At 67.0% G+C, this 19568-nt stretch carries 14 protein-coding genes; 6 read left to right on the top strand and 8 right to left on the bottom strand.

The genetic code is table 11. The annotated features are described in order from the left end of the window. Window positions 1–238: 238 nt before the first annotated feature. From QFZ41_RS17365 to prmB, 6 genes are all read right to left on the bottom strand, one after another. Window positions 239–2707 (bottom strand): FimV/HubP family polar landmark protein, encoded by a 2469-nt coding sequence (locus tag QFZ41_RS17365; protein WP_429199883.1) that lies wholly within the window; start codon window positions 2705–2707, stop codon window positions 239–241. Window positions 2708–2887: 180 nt separating this feature from the next. Further along, window positions 2888–3178 (bottom strand): hypothetical protein, encoded by a 291-nt coding sequence (locus QFZ41_RS17360; RefSeq protein WP_429199882.1) that lies wholly within the window; start codon window positions 3176–3178, stop codon window positions 2888–2890. Then, the gene (locus QFZ41_RS17355) at window positions 3178–4206 is read right to left on the bottom strand and encodes an aspartate-semialdehyde dehydrogenase (RefSeq protein WP_429199881.1); all 1029 of its coding nucleotides are present in this window, start codon (window positions 4204–4206) and stop codon (window positions 3178–3180) included. Before QFZ41_RS17355 ends, QFZ41_RS17360 begins: the two co-directional genes overlap by 1 nt. A 33-nt stretch (window positions 4207–4239) precedes the next feature. Further along, window positions 4240–5241, bottom strand: coding sequence for a 2-hydroxyacid dehydrogenase (locus tag QFZ41_RS17350; RefSeq protein ID WP_429199880.1), 1002 nt, complete (start codon window positions 5239–5241; stop codon window positions 4240–4242). Then, on the bottom strand, window positions 5242–6345 hold the full coding sequence (gene aroC, locus QFZ41_RS17345; RefSeq protein ID WP_429199879.1) for a chorismate synthase: 1104 nt from the start codon (window positions 6343–6345) through the stop codon (window positions 5242–5244). Window positions 6346–6362: 17 nt separating this feature from the next. Continuing rightward, entirely contained in the window at window positions 6363–7283 is a 921-nt protein-coding gene (gene prmB, locus QFZ41_RS17340; protein ID WP_429199878.1) for a 50S ribosomal protein L3 N(5)-glutamine methyltransferase, read from the bottom strand. Between the two features lie 158 nt (window positions 7284–7441). Between prmB and QFZ41_RS17335 the strand changes: the two genes are divergently transcribed. Continuing rightward, a complete protein-coding gene (locus tag QFZ41_RS17335; protein ID WP_429199877.1) occupies window positions 7442–8926 on the top strand; it encodes a hypothetical protein in 1485 nt (494 codons plus the stop codon). Here QFZ41_RS17335 and QFZ41_RS17330 read toward each other — a convergent pair. Then, window positions 8923–11067 carry a phosphocholine-specific phospholipase C gene (locus QFZ41_RS17330; RefSeq protein ID WP_429199876.1) on the bottom strand — a complete coding sequence of 715 codons (2145 nt, stop codon included), beginning with the start codon at window positions 11065–11067 and terminating at the stop codon, window positions 8923–8925. The two genes, QFZ41_RS17335 and QFZ41_RS17330, sit on opposite strands and share 4 nt — an antisense overlap. Before the next feature lie 6 nt (window positions 11068–11073). Next, window positions 11074–11865, bottom strand: coding sequence for a histidinol-phosphatase (hisN, locus tag QFZ41_RS17325; RefSeq protein WP_429199875.1), 792 nt, complete (start codon window positions 11863–11865; stop codon window positions 11074–11076). Window positions 11866–12060: 195 nt separating this feature from the next. Between hisN and QFZ41_RS17320 the strand changes: the two genes are divergently transcribed. From QFZ41_RS17320 to QFZ41_RS17300, 5 genes are all read left to right on the top strand, one after another. Next, complete coding sequence (locus QFZ41_RS17320) at window positions 12061–13065, top strand: ABC transporter substrate-binding protein (protein ID WP_429199874.1); 1005 nt, start codon at window positions 12061–12063, stop codon at window positions 13063–13065. Window positions 13066–13089: 24 nt separating this feature from the next. Further along, window positions 13090–14091, top strand: coding sequence for an ABC transporter ATP-binding protein (locus QFZ41_RS17315; protein WP_429199873.1), 1002 nt, complete (start codon window positions 13090–13092; stop codon window positions 14089–14091). After that, window positions 14088–15719: an ABC transporter permease subunit gene (locus tag QFZ41_RS17310; protein WP_429199872.1), complete on the top strand. Its 1632-nt coding sequence runs from the start codon at window positions 14088–14090 to the stop codon at window positions 15717–15719. The genes QFZ41_RS17315 and QFZ41_RS17310 overlap by 4 nt, the downstream gene beginning before the upstream one ends. Then, window positions 15709–16464, top strand: coding sequence for a DeoR/GlpR family DNA-binding transcription regulator (locus QFZ41_RS17305; RefSeq protein WP_429199871.1), 756 nt, complete (start codon window positions 15709–15711; stop codon window positions 16462–16464). Before QFZ41_RS17310 ends, QFZ41_RS17305 begins: the two co-directional genes overlap by 11 nt. Window positions 16465–16552: 88 nt before the next feature. Continuing rightward, window positions 16553–19561 carry a TonB-dependent receptor gene (locus tag QFZ41_RS17300; RefSeq protein ID WP_429199870.1) on the top strand — a complete coding sequence of 1003 codons (3009 nt, stop codon included), beginning with the start codon at window positions 16553–16555 and terminating at the stop codon, window positions 19559–19561. Window positions 19562–19568 lie beyond the last annotated feature (7 nt).

Here is a 19568-nt window from a genome sequence, read left to right as displayed (position 1 = left end):
TTGTCGGCGATCCCGCGGCAGCGGGCCAGTTCGAGGCAAGCACCATCGCCGACAGGGTCGGCTCCCACCTGGGTCGAGGCAAGCACCCCATCGCCGGCAGGGTCGGGTCCCACCAGAGCTTTCGCCGGAGCGGTTCTTACATCAGAGCGGTGTTCCCAGCGGAGCCACCAAAGAAAAACCCCGGCCGTGGCCGGGGTTCTGTCTGGCTCGGAAACCGGTCTTCTGACGAAACCGGTCGTCAGACGATGTCGTTGAGGATGCGGCGGGCCGTGTCCTTCTGCATCTGCGAGCCTTCGGCGAGCACTTCGTCGAGCATCAGGCGGGCGCCTTCGGCATCACCCATGTCGAGGTAGGCGCGGGCCAGGTCGAGCTTGGTGTCGACCGGGTCGTCGCTGAAACTCTCCGGGCCATGGTCTTCGAGCGGTTCTTCGTCCGGGAAGGTCGGCTCGTCGAAGCGAGGCACATGGCCGGTCGTCGCGGCCGGTTCGGCATGGCCGCGAGACGCGAGGTCATGCTCGTCTTCGAAAGACCAGGTGGAGGGTTCCTCGTCCTTGGCTACCGTTTCGCCAACGATGGCCGGGGCGTCGTTCTCATGCGGTTCGGTATACGGCGATTCCGGTGCGTCGACATCGAACACATCCGGCGCGTTCGGACGGCGATCGGCCTCGGCACGCTGCACCGGCGTCAGGTCGAAGTTGAAGTGGTATTCGCTGTGCTTCTGCGGCGACGGCTTCTGCTGGACTTCTTCCTCGTCCGGACCGGTGACGTAGTTGCCCAGGTCGAACTCCTCCAGCGCGGCGGCTTCGTCCTCGTTGTGCGGACGCGAGGCCGTATAGGTGTCCTCGTACGGTTCATCGATCTCGTCCACGGGCACGCCGCCGAACAGCGGATGGCTCGGTGCGAGATCCTCGCCCATCATCATCACTTCGCGCCATTCCGGCTGGTCCGGATCGGCGACGTGGGCGAACATCGCTTCAGCGGCGGCTTCGAAATGCTCGACGTCGCGACGACCGTAGTAAAGGCTCACCAGCTCCAGATGCAGGCCGATGTCGTCCGGATGCTCGGCCAGCGCGTCGAGAATTTCGCGCTGATCCTGGTCCATGACTTCGCTGGGCTCACCGAAGCCACCGAAGGTCGGTTCCTGGCCGAAGCGATCGGCCAGCGACGTGGTGCCGGCGGTGGCCGTGGCTTTCGGCTTCTTGCGGCCAAAGACGGCCGCGACCAACAGCAGCAGGATGACGACGGCACCGCCACCCCACGCCCACGGCTGCATGTACCACGGGTCTTCTTCGACCGGAACCGGAGCGACCGGCGTCCGTTTCGTCTCCGGCTTGGCGGCCGGCGGCGTCGCCGCCGAAGGCTCCTTCAGCGGCGAAATCGCCACGGTCGAGGCGGGAGCCGGTGCGGAAGCCGCGGGGGCTGCCGAAGCGACGGGAGCCGCCGCTGGCGCGCTGGTAGCGGCGACCGGAGCGGCCGGTGCCGGTGCCGGCGACGTCGCTGCGGCGGCCGGGGCCGGCGAGCTCGCCACGGCGGGCTGGCCTGAACTCTTCTGGGCCTCGGCCAGCTTGCGCTGGAGCTCGGCGATTTCGGAATCCTTGAGGCTCAGCAGGCGCTGGTTCTTCGCGTTGATGTCCTCGAGGTCGCCGATGCGCGACTTGAGTTCCTCGCCCTGCTGCTTGAGCGACGCGACGCTTTCCTGCGAGGTGGCCAGTTCCTGCTTGAGGCCGGCGACCTGGGCATCGCCCGTGCCACCCTTGCTGCCCGCACGCGTGGAAGCGGCGTCGCCACCTTCCTTGGAGGGAACGAGAGCCAGGCGGTCGTTCACCGGCGCGGACGGCTTGGTTTCGCCCTGGCTCGCGGGGGTCGAGGCGGCATCCGCCACCACGGACGGCGCGCGCGTGGTGCCGGCGCGCCAGCTTTCGTTCTGGCGGCGCACTTCGGCCAGTGCCGAGGAAGCGGATAGCGCCTGCACGTCATCGGAGGAAGGAATACGCAGGACCGCGCCAGTCTTCAGCGCGTTCATGTTGTCGCGATAGAAGGCATCCGGATTGGCCTTCTGCAAGGCCACCAGCATCTGGTTCATATCGGCGCCACCCGCATGCTGGCGGGCGATGGTCGACAGGGTCTGTCCGCGCTGCACCGGACCGTAGGTATCGCCGGGCGCCGCCGTGGCGGGCGCGGATTTCGCCGGAGCGGTCTTCGCGGGAGCCTCCGCACGCGAGGGCCTGGCTTCGGCATGCGAGGGAACGCGCGCGGGAACGTCGGAAGTGCGCGAGGGTTGCGCCGCGGGCGTGGCGGCGGCTGCATTCACCGGTGTGCCCGGCGGATCGAGCAGCATGGTCACCTCGCGGACGACCTTGTTGCCGCCCGTGGACACCTCGACCAGGAAGTCCAGATAGGTGTCGCGCACCGGCTCGGCGCTGCTGACGCGGACTACCGGTTGCCCGGAGGCGTTCTTGCCCACGGTGAAATTCAGGGCGACGGGCAAGCCGCCGCGATTCAGGCCCGCTCGCGTAAAGGCTTCTTCCGAGGCCAGCGCGACGTGGACATTATCGAGATTGCCAGACACACCGGTCAGCGGAATTTCCGCCGCCAGCGGCTGGTCCATCGTGGAGCGGACCTGGACTGGACCCAGGTTCTGCGCCAGGGCCTGACTGCCCCATGTGGCGAGCGCCAGCATGATCGAAAGCTTCAACGTACGGTTCATCACTCGCTTCCCCCGAACTAAACCCATGCCGGCGGCGCGCCTCTATAGGGCGATCGGCCACGAAGGCGCCACTGTAGTGCACCCCAGCAACAACTAACAATAGCGGCTACGGGGAGTTACGCGACAACGTTAAGTCGTTCGCGAGCCCCGTACACGCCCCCCTTACATGTCCCGGCCCGGTCAGTGGCCTTGTTTCGCCTCCAGTTGGCGCTGGAGTTCGGCGATCTTGCGATCACGCTCTTCCAGCGCCCGGCGGGCGGCCTGCGTACTCGACTCCAGCGTATCGACCTTCGCCTTGAGCTGCTTCACCTCGGCGTCCTGGGACTTCGCCTGGCCCTGCAAGGCCTGCAGCTTCGCGCGGGCGGCCGCGGTACCCGCCGTTGCCGGGGCCGCCGCAGACGGCGGTTGTTGCGCCGTCGCCAGCGGCGAAACCAGCAGGAGAAGGCAGCCGGCAGCCACGCGCGCGTTCATTACAGGTAGTCCTCGATCAGGATCTCGGCGATCTGCACGGCGTTGAGGGCCGCACCCTTGCGAATGTTGTCGGCCACCACCCAGAGGTCGAGGCCACGCTCGTGCGAGATGTCCTCGCGGATGCGGCCGACGAACACCGGGTCCTTGCCCGCCGCGTCGCCCACCGGCGTGGGATAACCGCCCGCCTTGCGCTCGTCCAGCACGACCACGCCCGGGGCCTGCTCGAGCAGTTCGCGCGCGCGCTCGGCCGTGATCTTGTCGCGGGTTTCGATATGCACGGCCTCGGCGTGGCCGTAGAACACCGGCACGCGCACCGCGGTCGGATTCACCTGGATGGATGGGTCCTCGAGGATCTTCCGGGTCTCCCAGACCATCTTCATTTCTTCCTTGGTGTAGCCATTGGCCTGGAAGTCGTCGATGTGCGGGATCACGTTGAACGCGATCTGCTTCGGGAACTTGGCCGTCTCCACCTGCTGGAAGTTGAGCATCTGCGCGGTCTGCTTGCCCAGCTCGTCCATGCCGCTGCGCCCCGCGCCCGACACCGACTGATAGGTGGCGACGTTGATGCGCTCGATGCCCACCTCGCGGTGGATGGGCGCCAGCGCCACCAGCATCTGCATCGTGGAGCAGTTCGGGTTGGCGATGATGCCGCGCACCGTGTAGTCAGCGATGGCGTGCGGGTTCACCTCGGACACCACCAGGGGGATGTCGTCCTGGTAGCGGAATTCGGAGGTGTTATCGATCACCACGGCGCCGGCCGCCGCCGCGCGCGGCGCGTGTTCGCGGCTCACGGAACCACCGGCCGAGAAGAAGGCGATGTCCACGCCGGCGAAGTCGTATTTGGCCAGGTCCTGGACGACGTAGGATTTTCCATTGAAGTCGACGGTACCGCCCGCCGAGCGCTCGCTCGCCAGGGGCACCAGTTCGCTCACGGGGAAGTCCCGCTCGGCGAGGATCGACAGGAGGGTTTCGCCGACCGCGCCGGTCGCTCCCACCATGGCTACCTTGTAACTCGTCTTCTTGCTCATGCTTCGCTTTCGTCAGGCGTGGAAAAACAGGTTTCAGCTGGCGTCGGCCAGCACACCCGGATTGAGGATCGTGGGCGGCCGGCCGGCGTCAGGACCATGCCCGAACGCCGCCAGCACATTGTCCACAGCCAGCGCCGCCATATCGCGACGTGTGTCGCGGCTTGCGCTGGCGATGTGCGGGCTGAGCACGATATTTTGCAGCTTCATGAGCTCGGGATGGACCGCCGGCTCGCCCTCGAACACGTCGAGGGCCGCCGCGGCGATCGTGCCATCGGCCAGCGCGCGGGCCAGCGCGGCATCGTCGACGATGCCGCCGCGCGCGACATTGACCAGGGTGGCCGTCGGTTTCATGGCCTTGAGTTCGGCATCGCCGATGGCGTGGCGACTCTGCGGCGTGTACGGCAGCACCAGGATCAGGTGATCGGATGCGGCCAGCAGGCTGGCCTTGTCCACATAGGTCGCCGCGAATTCGCGCTCGATCTCCGGCGCCAGGCGGGAACGGTTGTGATAGATCACCTTCGCCCGGAAACCGGACGCACGCCGTGCGATGGCCTGGCCGATTCGGCCCATGCCGAGGATACCGATGGTCTTGCCGTGCACGTCGGCGCCGAGCCAACCTTCGAAGCGCGAACCATGCCACTGGCCGTCGCGCAACCAGCGCTCGGCTTCGCCGATGCGGCGGGCCGCCGCGAGCATCAGCGCCCAGGCGTAGTCGGCCACGGTCTCGTTGAGCACGTCCGGCGTGTTCGATGCGCCGATCCCGGCCTCGGTCAGCGCGTCAACATCGAGGTTGTTGTAACCCACGCCGAGGTTGGCCACGAAGCGCAGGCGCGGCGCGGATGCTATCGCCGCCGCGTCGATGCGCTCGGCCAGGCCGACGATGGCGGCATCGGCGCCAGCCAGATGCCCGGCCAGTTCGGCCGATGAAAAGGAACGCTCCTCCGTTTCCGCGCGCACCTCGAACCAGGGACGCAGGCGGTCGACGATGTCCGGGAAGAACGGACGGGAAATCCAGACGATCGGCTTGCTCATCATCTATTCCTGCAACGTGCCTGGAATGCGCGGCGGCACCTCGCCCACGTCGCCACACTGGGCGCGATGACGCAGGGCCTGGTCCATCAGCACGAGGGCGAGCATCGCCTCGGCGATGGGAACGGCGCGGATACCGACGCAGGGATCGTGGCGGCCCTTGGTCACGACCTCGGCCGGCTGCCCCGCCCGGTCGACGCTGCGGCCGGGCACGAGGATGCTCGAGGTGGGCTTGAACGCCATGGAGACGACCACCGGTTGCCCGGAGGCGATACCGCCGAGGATGCCGCCCGCATGGTTGGAGAGGAAGCCATCGGCCGTGAGTTCATCGCGGTGCTGCGTGCCGCGCTGGGCGACGGCGGCAAAGCCATCGCCGATCTCGACGCCCTTCACCGCGTTGATCGACATCATGGCGGCGGCGAGTTCGCCATCGAGCTTGCCGTAGATCGGCTCGCCCCACCCTGCGGGCACGCCCTCGGCCACCACGGTGACCTTGGCGCCGACCGAATCACCCGACTTGCGCAAGGCGTCCATGTACGACTCCAGTTCCGTCACCTGCGCGGCGTCGGGCCAGAAGAACGGATTGCCTTCGATCGCGCCCGCGTCGAAACCGCGCGGTACGAGTTCACCGATCTGGGCCACGTGGCCGCGCACGGTCACGCCGTGGCGCTGTGCCAGCCACTTCTTGGCGATGACGCCGGCGGCCACGCGCATCGTGGTTTCCCGTGCCGAGGAACGGCCGCCGCCGCGAGGATCGCGGATACCGTACTTCTGCCAGTACGTGTAATCCGCATGGCCCGGACGGAACGTGTCGAGGATGTTGCCGTAATCCTTGGAGCGGGCGTCCGTGTTGCGGATCAGCAAGGCGATCGGCGTACCCGTGGTCACGCCTTCATAGACGCCCGAGAGGATCTCGATATCGTCCGCCTCGCGGCGCTGCGAGGTATGCCGCGAGCGCCCGGTGGCGCGACGCTCGAGGTCGGAGCGGAACTCCGCCGCGTCGAGCGGCAGGCCGGGTGGGCAACCATCCACCACGCACCCGATCGCCGGGCCGTGGCTTTCGCCGAAGGTGGTGACGGAGAGGAGCTTGCCGAACGTATTGGAGGACACGGTACTTCCGGTGAGGTTTAGTTTCTTGCGGCACGCGCCGCGGCGATGTCCGCGGCATGTTCGACCAGGTCGCGCCGCTCGAGCGCGAAGATGCCCATCTGCCCGACCTTGAACTCCAGCCAGACGAACGGCAGTCGCGGCAGCAGGTTGACCAGCGCATGCTCGCTGTCGCCCACCTCGACGATCAGCAGACCATCCTCGCTGAGGTGGTCGGCCGCCTCGTCGAGGATGCGCAAGGTGATGTCCAGTCCATCATCGCCGGATGTCAGGCCGAGGACCGGTTCATGGCTGTATTCGGCCGGCATCGCCGCGTATTCGTCATTGGTGACGTACGGCGGGTTCGACACGATCAGGTCGTAGACCTCGCCCTTCACGCCGTCGAAGAGATCGGACTTGATCGCCCGCACGCGGTCTTCCACGTGCTGGAACACGATGTTCTCGTTGGCCAGCGAGAGGGCGTCGTCGCTGACGTCGACGAGATCAACCTGCCAGTCGGGGTTGTACTCGGCCATGGCGATGCCGATGCAACCGGAGCCCGTGCAGAGATCCAGCGCGCGTTCCACGTGGCGGTCGTCCAGCCACGGGGTGAACCGGCTCTCGATCAGCTCGGCGATGGGCGAACGCGGCACCAGGGCGCGGCGGTCGCTCTTGAACTTCATCCCGGCGAACCAGGTCTCGCCCACCAGGTAGGCCACCGGCACGCGCTCGGACACGCGGCGCTCGATCAGCTCCAGCACCTTCGCCTTCTCGTCGGCGACCAGGTTGCCCGCGCCGTAGGCAGGCGGGATATCCGGCGGCAGGTGCAGCGCGGCCAGGACCAGGTGGGTCGCCTCGTCGATCGGATTGTCGTGGCTGTGCCCGAAGGTCAGGCCGGCGGCCGAGAAACGGCTGGCGCCGTAGCGGATGAAATCGATGATCGAGGAGAGTTCGCTGGTCACGGGCGGCGGCGTTCGATGGGGCTGACAGGGGAGTATAGCCGTCCGGGTCCGGGGCCACACGATCGCCATCGGCCTTTCTGCCGATGGGCACCGGCTTCCGGCGGGCGTACATTCCAACGGTCCCGCGGGCACGCGACGCCCGTCAAACGGAGTCTGGCATGACCGGTTTCCTGCGCATCCTCGCCCTATCGCTGTTCATCGCGTTCGCTGCCCAGGCCCAGGAGATGCACGACCACGGTGTTCCCGAGAAGCTCGGCGCCGTGTCGTTTCCGATCTCCTGCGCCCCTTCGGTACAGAAGCCATTCGACCGCGGCGTCGCCCTCCTCCACTCCTTCGCCTATGCCGCCGCCCGCGAGGCCTTCGAAGGCGTCGTGGCGAAAGATCCGGCATGCGCCATGGGCCATTGGGGCGTTGCGATGGTTTTCTTCCACCCGGTTTGGTCGCCTGCCCTGCCGCCGGAGACCTTCGCCCGCGGGCAGGCGGAGGCCCAGGCGGCGGCTCGCCTGGCGGCGACCTCGTCGCCGCGCGAACGGGCGTACATCCAGGCGCTGGGACAGCTCTATCGAACCGGCGACGTCAAGCCCGCGCAGGGCACCCTCGCCTACGAGCAGGCGATGGCCGGCGTCGCGCGCGACAACCCGAAGGACGTCGAGGCACAGGTGTTCTATGCCGTGGCCCTGCTGTCCAACGCATCGATGTCCGACAAGACACACGCGAAGCAGAAGCAAGCCATCGCGATCCTCGACCCTCTGTTCCGCGCGCATCCGGACCACCCCGGCATCGCCCATTACCTGATCCATGCCTGCGACAGCGCCGAACTCGCGCAACGCGGGCTGCCGGCCGCGAGGCAGTACGCCGGCATCGCGCCTTCGGCGCCGCACGCCCTGCACATGCCCTCGCACATCTTCACCCGGCTGGGACTATGGGACGATTCGATCCAATCGAACCTCGCTTCGAAAAAGGCAGCGCGCGAGCACGGCGACACCATGGGCCAGTTGCACGCCATGGACTATCTCGTCTACGCGTACATGCAGACCGGTCGTGACGAGGACGCCCGGACAGTCATCGGCGAGATGAAGAGCATGCGCGGCCTCGACATGAACGATTTCGGGGTCGCCTATCCCGCGACCGCCATGCCGATTCGCGAGATTGTCGAGCAAGGCAGATGGAACGAGGCCGCCACGATCGAGCCACCCGACGGCGCACCCGCCTCGGTGGTGGCCATCGCGGTGTGGGCGAAGGGGCTGGGCCTCGCACGTAGCGGCCATCCTGACGAAGCTCGCGCCCAGGCGGCCCGTCTCGACCAGATCGAGGCCGAACTCAAAACCTCCGGCGACGATTACTGGTCCACGCAGACCGGCGTCCTCGCCTCGGAAGTAAAGGCCTGGATCGCGCAAGCCAGCGGGGACGCCTCGGGCGCCGTCGCCCTGATGACCGATGCCGCCGAACGGGAAGACCGGGTCGAGAAGCGGCCTGTGACACCGGGGCCGATCGTCCCCGCGCGCGAACAACTCGGCGAACTGCTGCTCGCGCAGAAGCAACCGGGACCGGCGCAGGCGGCGTTCAAGAACGCGCTTGCGCAGGCACCGGGTCGCGCCGGCGCGCTACGTGGCGAGAAGGCAGCAGCCGAAGCGGCGCGTTAGCCGGAAGCGAATTCGGGTTTGGCGCGAGCAGGATCGCTTGTCGCCGGTTTACCGTCTTCGTGGTGCCCGGCGAAACGCCTCAGGTAGCGTGGCGCGCTGGCCGTGGTGACGGCGACGTCGTACCAGCCTGCGCTGCCCGTCAGATCCAGCGGCACGGTCTGCGACTGTCCAGCGCCGAGTTCAAGATCGCGGGGTGCCGTGTTGCCATAAGCATCCGTGAAGCGGGCGGTCACGCTCGCCGTCCCCCGATTGTTCAGTCGCACCTCGACGCCACGGGTGCCTGATTTGCCCGCGATGACCACTTCCAGCCCATCGTCGGCAAACCCGCGTAGATGCGCGAAGTAACCATTCGGACCGTGGATGCGTCGGTCGTAGCCATCGCCGGCTTTCGCCAGCGCCCAGCGGTCTTCGATCCGCTTGCCCGCACTCACCGCATAGCGCCGTGGCGGGGCTTCGCGTTGGAGTCCGTCGTAGACAAGGAAGGCCGCACCCAGGCGGCCGTTGTTGGCCAAGGCGATGCGACTGCTGTCCGCATCCAGGCGATGTTCAACCGTCCAGGCGTAACCGAGTGCCCGCGATGGGCGCGTGTCCGGCTCCTGCACGGGCATGACCTGCTCGCGCGGGACCGCGATCGCGGCCTTGCCATTCGAACCGGCCGGCACGCCGAGCGTCGGCATGCGCTGGTCGGCGTTGCCGGCGAAGTCGAAGGCGCTGGTCAGGTCGCCGCAGACCGAACGGCGCCATGTGCTGATATTCGGCTCCTCGACACCGAAGCGCTTTTCGAGGAAACGCAGCACCGAGGTGTGATCGAAGGTTTCCGAGCAGACCCAGCCACCACGGGTCCACGGCGAGACCACGATCATCGGCACGCGATTGCCGAGGCCGACCGGCTGTTCGCCGCGTGGGTCGCTGCCCGGCACGAGCGGCGAGGAAATCCTCGGGTGGGCGTCGAGGTCCATGATCTCGTCGCCCAGGCCGGCGAGCAGGTCGTCGGATACCATGCCCTGCCCGTCCTCGCCGCTTTCCAGCGGCGGGGCTGGCGGCACGACATGATCGAAGAAACCGTCGTTCTCGTCGTAGTTGAGGAACAGGACCGTGCGGCTCCATACCTTCGGATTCGCGGTCAGCGCCTCGATGACGCGACGGATGTAGAAGGCACCATCGGCGGGCGACGACGTGGGGTGTTCGCTGTACTTGTACGGCGCGACGATCCACGTCACCTGCGGCAGCCGGTCGTGTAACACATCGTCACGCAGTTCGCGAAGGCTGTGGTTCGACACACCGTCGCGCACGAGCGAACCGTTCGGATCGGCGCCCTCCTTCACCTGGTACTTCGCGAAGAACTCCAGTGAGTTGTCCGTGTAGTTGTCGGTTGGCGAACCCGGGTCGCCGGTACCGCCCTGGTACACGCGCCAAGTGACGCCCGCCTTCTCCAGCCGTTCCGGATACGTGGTCCACGTATAGCCATCCGCGTCGGGGCGTTCCTCGGTGCCTGGTCCGTTGTCCTTCGTACCCAGCCGTCCGGAAGGATCGGCCGTGCCGCTCCAGAGATAAATCCGGTTGATCGCGGTGTCGGCGAGCGCGGAGGCGTGGTACGCGTCGCACACGGTGAAGGCATCGGCGAGCGCGTAATGGAACGCCGCGTCCTCGCGGCGCAGGTACGCCATCGTCAGCACGTCCTGTTTTTGTTCGATCCAGCGGTCGTTACGGCCGAGGTTCCAGGCGCCGTGACCGCTGCTCCAGCCGTGATCGGTGCCCTCGTGATGATCGCCGCAGGCGCGCGTATCGAGATGGAACGGATAGACCCAGCCCACGTCCTCGCCGATGCCGCGCCCCTTCCAGACTTTGCTCCGCGCCGCCGTCACAGGCTGCCGCCACACGGGATCGCCGTTGCCCAGTTCCAGCACGCGCGGATCGGCGAAGCCACGGACGCCACGCAAGCTACCGAAGTAGTGGTCGAACGAGCGGTTTTCCTGCATGAGGATCACCACGTGGCCCACATCGGCGATCGTGCCGGTACGCCTGTCGGGGCCCGTAGCCAGGGCCTTGGCGATCGCCGCCGGGAAGCCCTGTGCGACCAGCGAGGCGGCGGCGGTGGCGCCCGCGGCATGGAGGAAACGGCGGCGGTCGCGGGAAAACATGCGGTATCAGTCCCTGGCGAGCGATTCGATGAGGGCCGCATGCAAGGCAGGCGTGGCGGCGGCGACGACGCGGCCGCCACTGTCGAGGCCGAGTGCGCGGCCTTCCCAATCCGTCATGACGCCACCAGCGGCTTCGACCACCGGTGCGATCGCGAGGTAGTCGTATGGCATGAGGTTGGCCTCGACCACGGCATCGATGTGCCCGGCCGCCAGCATGCCATAGCCGTAGCAGTCGCCACCGAAGCGGCGAGCGTATGCCGCGCGACTGGTACGGTCGAAACGCGACCACTCGTCGGGACTAAACATGTCAGGCGTGGTCGTGTAGAGCGTGGCGGCAGCGAGGGCCTCGCATGCTCGGGTACGGCAGGGAAGCCCGTTCATCGTCGTTCCCACCCCCGCATGGCCGATCCAACGTTCGTCCAGCACGGGCATGTCCAGCACGCCGAGCACCGGCTTGCCGTGGCGGAGCAAGGCCAGCAAGGTGCCCCAGAGCGGCCAGCCTGAAATGAAACTGCGCGTGCCGTCGATGGGATCGATCGACCACACGTATTCCGCGTCCATGCGTGTCGCGCCGTATTCCTCGCCGAGCAAACCGTGCGATGGCCACGCCAGCTCGATGCGTTCGCGCAACATCGATTCCACGCCCCGGTCCACGGCTGTCACGGGACTCATGTCACCCTTGAGCGTCACGTCCACCGGACGGCGGAATCGCGGCAGGGACAACGCACGCGCGTTATCGGCGATACCCGCGGCGAATGCCTCGAACTCCTTCCGCTCAGCGGCGGACAACGATTCCATCAACGACACTCCTGGCTGGAAAAACGCGCGCCGCTAGCGGCCGCACGTTTCGGGATGATGACAAGAACGAAAATTCTCTGGTGGACGCAGAACCCACAGGTTTGCAAATATACCCAAAATGCCACACGGTTGGTGCATCATGGACCTTCCGCGGGGGCAGCTTCGACGAACCGCGTCACAGGGTGAAAGCCGGCCATGCGTCCATACCGCCACATCGGAAGCGTCATCGCGCTGCTCATGACCGCCTGTGGCATGGCCCGTGCCGGTACGGTCACCGTGTACTCCGCGCTGGAAAGCGACGAGATCGCCACCTACCTCGGGGCGGCGAAGAAGGCCCTGCCCGGCCTCGAGATCCGGGTCCTGCGCCTGTCCAGCGGCGACCTCGCCGCGCGCCTGCTCGCCGAATCCGCCGAACCACGCAATGACGCGATCTGGGGCATGGCGGTCACCGACATGCTGGAACCGCGCATCGCCGCGCTGCTCGCGCCGGTGCATGGGCCCAACATCGACCGCATGCCCGCTGCCTTTCGCGCCACCGACGGAACGTGGTTCGCGCCCACCGGCTACCTCGCGGCCCTGTGCGTCAATCGCGAGGCACTGGCCGAGCGTCACCTGCCGATGCCTCGCAGTTGGCGCGACCTCGCCTCGCCGGCATACAAGGGCCAGGTGGCGATGCCCGATCCTTCCTCGTCGGGCACCGGGTACATGCTGGTGTCCTCGTTATCGGATGCCGGCCGCGACGCCGAGGGCATGGATCTCCTGCGCGATATCTCGCGCAACGTCGGCCAGGTGACCCTGTCCGGCTCGGCGCCGTGCAAGCTCGCGCGCATCGGCGAATTTCCCATCGGCATCTCGTTCGCCTTCTCGGCCATGCAATCCATCCGGCAGGGCTACCCGATAACGATGGTGATCCCCGAGGGACGCAAGGGTTATGAACTGGAAGCGTCGGCGCTTATGAAGGGGTCGCCGCACACCGAAGACGCGAAGCGTTTCCTCGACTGGACCGCGTCGCCCGAAGCGGCGGCGCTGTACCGGGGCTACAAGGAAATCGTCGCGGCGCCCGGCAGCACCCCTAGCGCGGAACAACAGCGGCAGGGCTTGCCCGCCGACCTGGTCGCGACGCTGCCCGCGCGCGACTTCGCCACGGCGGCGCGCGAACGCGCCTCGCTCATCGCCAGATACAAGCGGTTGACGCGCTAGCGCGCGGGCCGGGGGAGTTGGGGAATGCACTTGCGGATCGACGACATTTCGAAGGCATGGAGTGGGCAGACCGTGCTCGACGGCGTTTCTTTCGACGCCGGCGAGAGCGAATTCGTCTGCCTGCTCGGGCCCAGTGGCTGTGGCAAGACCACGCTGCTACGCATCGTCGCGGGATTGACCGCGGCGGACGCCGGCCGCGTCATCCTGGGCGGTCGCGATATCAGCAACGTGCCGGCGCGCGAACGGCGCATGGGCCTGGTCTTCCAGGCCTACTCGTTGTTCCCGGACATGACCGCGGCGGCCAACGTCGGTTACCCCATGCGTCTGCGCCGCGACGCACCGGCGAAGATCGCCGCGCGCTCCAGCGAGCTCCTCGAACGCGTCGGGCTGGGCGGTCTCGGCGCACGATTCCCCGACGAACTCTCCGGCGGCCAGCAACAGCGCGTGGCGCTGGCCCGCGCCCTCGCCACCGAACCGGCGATGCTCCTGCTCGACGAGCCGCTCTCCGCCCTCGACCCCGCCATACGCGGGCAGTTGCGCAGCGAGATCCGCCTGCTCCAGCGCGCGCTCGGCATCCCTACCATCATGGTGACGCACGACCAGGAAGAAGCGCTGGCGATGGCGGACACGATCGTCTGCATGAATCGCGGCAGGATCGAACAGACCGGCAGTCCGCGCGACCTGTACGAGCGGCCGCGTTCCCGCTTCGTCGCCGAGTTCATCGGCCGCGCCAACCTGCTGCCGACGGCGTTCGTGCGCGAGGCGATGCCCGGGTTCCTGGAACGGCGGCCACCCGGTGACGCGGGCACGTACGAGCTTTGCTTGCGTCCCGAGGACATCGTGATCGAGAGCGATCCGCGCGGCGAAGCCGTGATCGAGGACACCGTTTTCCTCGGCAATCTCGCGCGCATCACCCTCGCGTGGCGCGGGCGGAAGCTGCTGGTGGAACAGCCCGGGCGCAGCGCGCTGGGTCGTGGAGAGCCTGTTTCCGTGGATGCGCTGCGCGGCGCCTGGGTGTGCGCGTGAACGGTGGACGCGCCATGGGCATCGTCCTGCTGGCGGTTCCGCTGCTGTGCCTGCTCGTGTTCTTCCTGCATCCGCTGGCGACGGTGCTCGTGCGCAGCGTCACCGATGCGAACGGTGCATGGACCCTCGCGAATTATGGCCGCCTGTTCGACGATCCCGGGCTTCCGCGAGCGGCGCTGCGCAGCCTGGCCATCGGCCTTGCCACCACGCTATGCACGGTCTCGCTGGGCCTGTGCCTGGCGATGGCCTTGCATCGTTCCCGCTTGCCCGGCAAGGCCCTGATCCGCGGCGCCCTGCTCCTGCCGATGCTCGCGCCCTCGCTCGTGCTCGCGCTCGGCCTCGTGTGCCTGCTCGGACGTAACGGGCTCGTGCATCGCGTCACCGGCCTGCCCACCGACATCTACGGATTCTGGGGCCTGCTCATCGCGAACACGCTCTATGGGTTGCCGCAGGTGGTGATCATCGTTTCCGCCGCTCTCGGCCGCACCCCGGCGCGCCACTATGACGCCGCCGAATCGATGGGTGCCACGCCATGGCGGCAGTTCCTCGACGTGACCATTCCCCGCCTCCGCTTCGCATTGCTCGCGGCGGCCTTCCTGGTCTTTACCGAGACGCTGACCGACTTCGGCAGCGCCGTGGTCGTCGGCGGCAGCTATCGCGTGCTCGCGGTGGAGATCTACGGGGAAGTGGTCGGACAACTGGACTTCGCGATGGGCGCGACGCTAGGCGTGGTGCTGCTGGCACCCGCCCTGCTTTCGGTGTGGCTGGCGCGGATGGCCAGGCGCCGCCAGGACACGGGCGACGCGAGTCCGGGGCGCACTTTGGTTCCCGCGAGGCACCCATGGCGCGACGTCGCGCTGGGCGGCATCTCGCTGCTGGCCCTGTTGCCGCTCGTCGGCGTCGTCGCGACGGTCGCCTATGTCAGCGTGGTGAAGCTGTGGCCCTACGACCGCACGCTCACGCTCGCCAATTACACGGGCGGCATGCCCGACGGCTACGGCCCCGTGGCCACGTCGATCACCATGTCGCTGCTCGCCGCATGCGCCGGCGTGCTGCTGGTGTTCGCCCTGTCCGCGGGCCTGCGCCGCGTGCCGCCGTTCATCGCGAAGCCCGTGCAGTTCGTCGCCTCCCTGCCCGCCGCGGTGCCGGGCCTCGTGTTGGGGCTGGGCTACGTGCTGGCCTTCAACCACGGACCACTTTCCGGCTGGCTCTATGGCAGCGTGGCGATCGTCGCCGCGTGCAGCCTTTTCCATTACCACGCGCAGGCCTTCCTCACCATGCAGACCGGCATGCGCCAGGTGCCGGAAGCGCTGGATGATGCGGTGGCGGTATCCGGCGGCACGACCTTCCATGTCCTGCGCGACGCCGTATGGCCGTTCGCCGCGCCGGCGGCGGTATCCACCTTCTTCTACCTGTTCATGCGCTCAATGGTGACGCTGTCGGGCGTGATCTTCCTGGTCACGCCCGAACTCGGGCTCGCCTCCGTCACGGTGATGCGCCTGGACGAGAACGGTTTCCTCGCGCAGGCTGCCGCTTACGCGATGTGCGTCGTGCTTGCCAGCGCACTCGCACTCGGCGCCATGCGCCTCCTCCTCCACGTACTCAAGGACCGACGCCATGTGGCATGAAGAACGGCATTCCCGCATCCGTGACCTGCTGCGCACCAGCGGACAGGTGTCCGTCGAGCGGATCGTCACCGAACTGGGCGTGTCGCGCGAGACTATCCGCCGCGACCTCGTCGAACTGGCCGAACGCGGCGAGATCCGACGCGTGCACGGCGGCGCGGTGCTCACCGGCGACGAACCGCCGATCGACGTGCGCCACGCCACGCGGGTGCGCGAGAAACGCGCCATCGCCAAGAAGGTGGCCAGCCTCGTCGAAAGCGGCCAGACCATCTTCATGGACGCGGGCAGCACGATGAACCTTGTGGCCGAGGCGCTCGCCACGCGCAGCGGGCTCACCATCGTCACCAATGCGGTGGATGTGGCCGCGCGCTTCGCCGCGCGGGCCGGCAACGACGTGCACCTGCTCGGCGGCCGCTTTAATGCGCAGACCGGTTGCACCCAGGGTGCCGCCACCGTCGCCGAGATCGCACGGTATCAACCGCACCTCACCATCCTCTCGCCCGTCGGTATCGACGCCAAGGCCGGTGCGAGCAGCTTCGAGATGGAGGAAGCCGAGATCGCACGAGCCATGTGCGCCAACGCGCGCCGCATCGTCATCGCCGCCGACCATTCAAAGATGGGTGTGCGCAGCCGCGTCGCCTGGTGTCCCGCGGACCGCATCGACGTGCTCGTCACCGACCGTCGCTCGGAGAAGTCCCGCGCGATCGCCGCCATTCGTAAGGCCGTGGGCGACATCGCCTACGCCTGAAACAACACCGCGCCAGGAAGGCCACATCCCGTTCGCCACTTAGATCGATAGAAACCCAACCGTCACCATGTCCTTCCCGGAGCAAACCATGAGTCCCCGCCCCAATCTTCGACGCACCCTGTTGTGCGCCGCCGTCGCGGCGTCGCTGACCGGCCTCGCCCACGGCCAGGCAACGACAGGCCGCATTACCGGCGCCGCGCCCATCGCCGCCGGTGAGACCGTCCTCATCGAAGGCAGCAACGGCATCACCCGTGAGGTCACGGTCGATGCCCGCGGCCGTTATACCGCCGAAGCGCTGCCCCTGGCCACGTACAAGGTCTCGCTGAAGTCGAACGGCAACGTCGTCGACTCGCGCGACAACATCACCCTGCGCGTGGGCGCCGCCACCGACGTCTCGTTCGAAGCGGCCTCGGGCACGGCCCAGCAGCTAGAAGGCGTGACCGTCTCGGCCACCAACCTGCCGAAGATCGACGTCGCCACCGTCGCTTCCAGCACGGTGATCACGGCCGCCGACATGGCACGCCTGCCGTTGCAGCGCTCCGCCGAAGCCGTGGCCCTGCTCGCGCCCGGCGCCTCGCCTGGCTACACCGGCTTCAAGAACGCCTTCGGCGGCAGCCTGGTCAGCTTCGCCGGTTCGGCGGTCTCGGAGAACGCCTACTACATCAACGGCATGAACACGACCGACCCGCTCAGTGGCTTCGGCGGCGTCACCCTGCCCTATGGCGCGGTGGACCAGCAGGAAGTGCTCAGCGGCGGTTACTCCGCGATGTACGGCCGTTCGGACGGCGGCGTCATCAGCCAGGTCGGCAAGCGTGGCACCAACGAATGGCATTTCGGTGCCCAGGTGCTCTGGGAACCGGATTTCGCCCGCGCGAGTGCGCGCAACATCACCTATGGCCACGACAACCCGGCGCCTCCGGGCACGATCAACCAGCGCAACGACGACAACCACGAGTGGAGCACCACGGTCAGTGCCTATGCCGGTGGTCCCTTGATCAAGGACAAGCTGTACGCGTTCGCCGCCGTGGAGATGGAGCGCAGCAAGGGCAACAGCATCGGTGACGTGAACCACGCGTACGACACGAAGTACACGTACAAGGATCCGAAGTGGTACGGCAAGCTCGACTGGAACATCAATGACAGCAACATCCTCGAGCTGACCGGCGTCAACCAGACCCACCGTTCCAACGGCAACAAGTACACCTACGACTACCCGACGGATACCGTCGGCGATTTCGCCAGCACCGACTCGACGTACAAGACCAAGGCCATGGTCTATGTCGCCAAGTTCACCAGCTACATCACTGACGACCTGACCCTCACCGCGCTGTACGGCAAGTCCAAGCTCACCTACTACAACGAGCCGCCGGCGACGGGTGTCACCGGGCCGTTCATCGGCAACGTGAGCCAGCAGAACCCCGCGCTCAACGGCGGCACGCCGATCACCAACGGGCAGACGCTGGACACGATCGACAACCCCGACCACGAGTCGACCAACCGCAACCTTCGCGTCGACCTCAACTACAAGATCGGCAACCACTCGATCACCGCCGGCATCGACAACCAGGATTCCCACGACATCGACGACGGCACGACGATCGGTGGGGACGGTTACGAGCTGTGGTACGCCAAGGGCGACCAGAACCTCAACATCAGCGACAGCCCCTTCGTCGACAAACCGGGCAATTATCCCGGCGGCGAAACCGGCTATTACGGCTATTACCGTCACTACAACACGCTCGCCTCCGTGCGCGTGAAGCAGCGTGCCCAGTACATCATGGACGACTGGCAGGTCACCGACCGCCTGCTGCTTTCGCTGGGCCTGCGCAACGACCAGTTCACCAACTACAACCCCGCCGGCCAGCCCTACCTCAAACTGACCAAGCCGCAGTGGGCGCCGCGCCTGGGCTTCAGCTGGGACGTGAACGGCGACTCCAGCATGAAGATCTACGGCAACGCCGGCCGCTACTTCCTGGCGATGCCGGCATCCGTCGCGTTGCGCACGTCCGCCGGTTCGCTCGCCACCAACCAGTACTTCACCTATACGGGCATCGACGCCGGTGGCATGCCAACCGGCGTGACCTTCATCCAGTCGGCCACCGGCGGCGCCGTGTCTCCCAATGGCGAGTACGGCCAGCCGCCCGATCCCAGGACCGTCAGCGCCAAGAACATCAAGTCGGAGTACCAGGACGAGTTCATCCTCGGCATGGACAAGCAAATCGACGCCAACTGGGTAGCTGGCGCGAAGGCCACGGTGCGCAAGCTACGCAACGCGCTGGACGATGTCTGCGACAACGGCGCCATCACCCGCGCGGCTATCGCCCAGGGCGCTGACATCGACGCGGTCACCGTCGGCAGCTGCTACCTGTCCAACCCCGGACGGGCGAATGTCTACCAGCTGGCCAACAACAACGGCGGCTATACCAACGTGACGGTGACGAACGCGGACTTCGGCTTCAGCCACCTCAAGCGCAATTACTACGGGCTGGACCTGTACCTCTCGCATCCATTCGACGGCACCTGGTCGGGCAAGATCGACTACCTGTATTCGCGCAGCTACGGCAACACCGAAGGCCAGGTGCGTTCGGACGTCGGCCAGGGCTCCGTCGCGGCCTCGCGCGACTGGGATTACGCCACGCTGATGAACTACGCCAACGGTTACCTGGCCAACGACCGCAAGCACCAGCTGAAGCTCTACGGCTCCTACCAGATCGCTCCCGAATGGCTGGTTTCCGCGAACCTGCTCATCCAGTCCGGTTTGCCGAAGTCGTGCCTGGGCCGCTACGGCGAGGCCGAAAGCGATCCTTCCGGCTACGGCAGCTATTACCACTTCTGCTTCGGCGAACCCTCGGCCTACGGCGCAAAGGGACGCGAGCCGTGGGAAGAGCTGGTCGACGTCAACCTCGAGTACCGTCCGTTGTGGGCCGACCGCAAGCTGGCCTTCACCGCCTCGGTGTTCAACGTGCTCAACCAGCAGCGGTCGCAGCGGACGAACCCGGTCTCGGGAAGCAAGAACTCGGTGAACGACGGCTATCAGCAGGTCATCAGCTACACGCAGCCGCGTTACGCCCGCTTCGGTGTCACCTACGACTTCTAACGGGAAG

Origin of the sequence: Luteibacter sp. W1I16, assembly GCF_050434905.1 — a bacterium.
Classification (GTDB): Bacteria; Pseudomonadota; Gammaproteobacteria; order Xanthomonadales; family Rhodanobacteraceae; genus Luteibacter.
The sequence above is the reverse complement of the archived record's forward strand: the minus strand, read 5'-3'. Positions and strand labels throughout refer to the sequence as shown.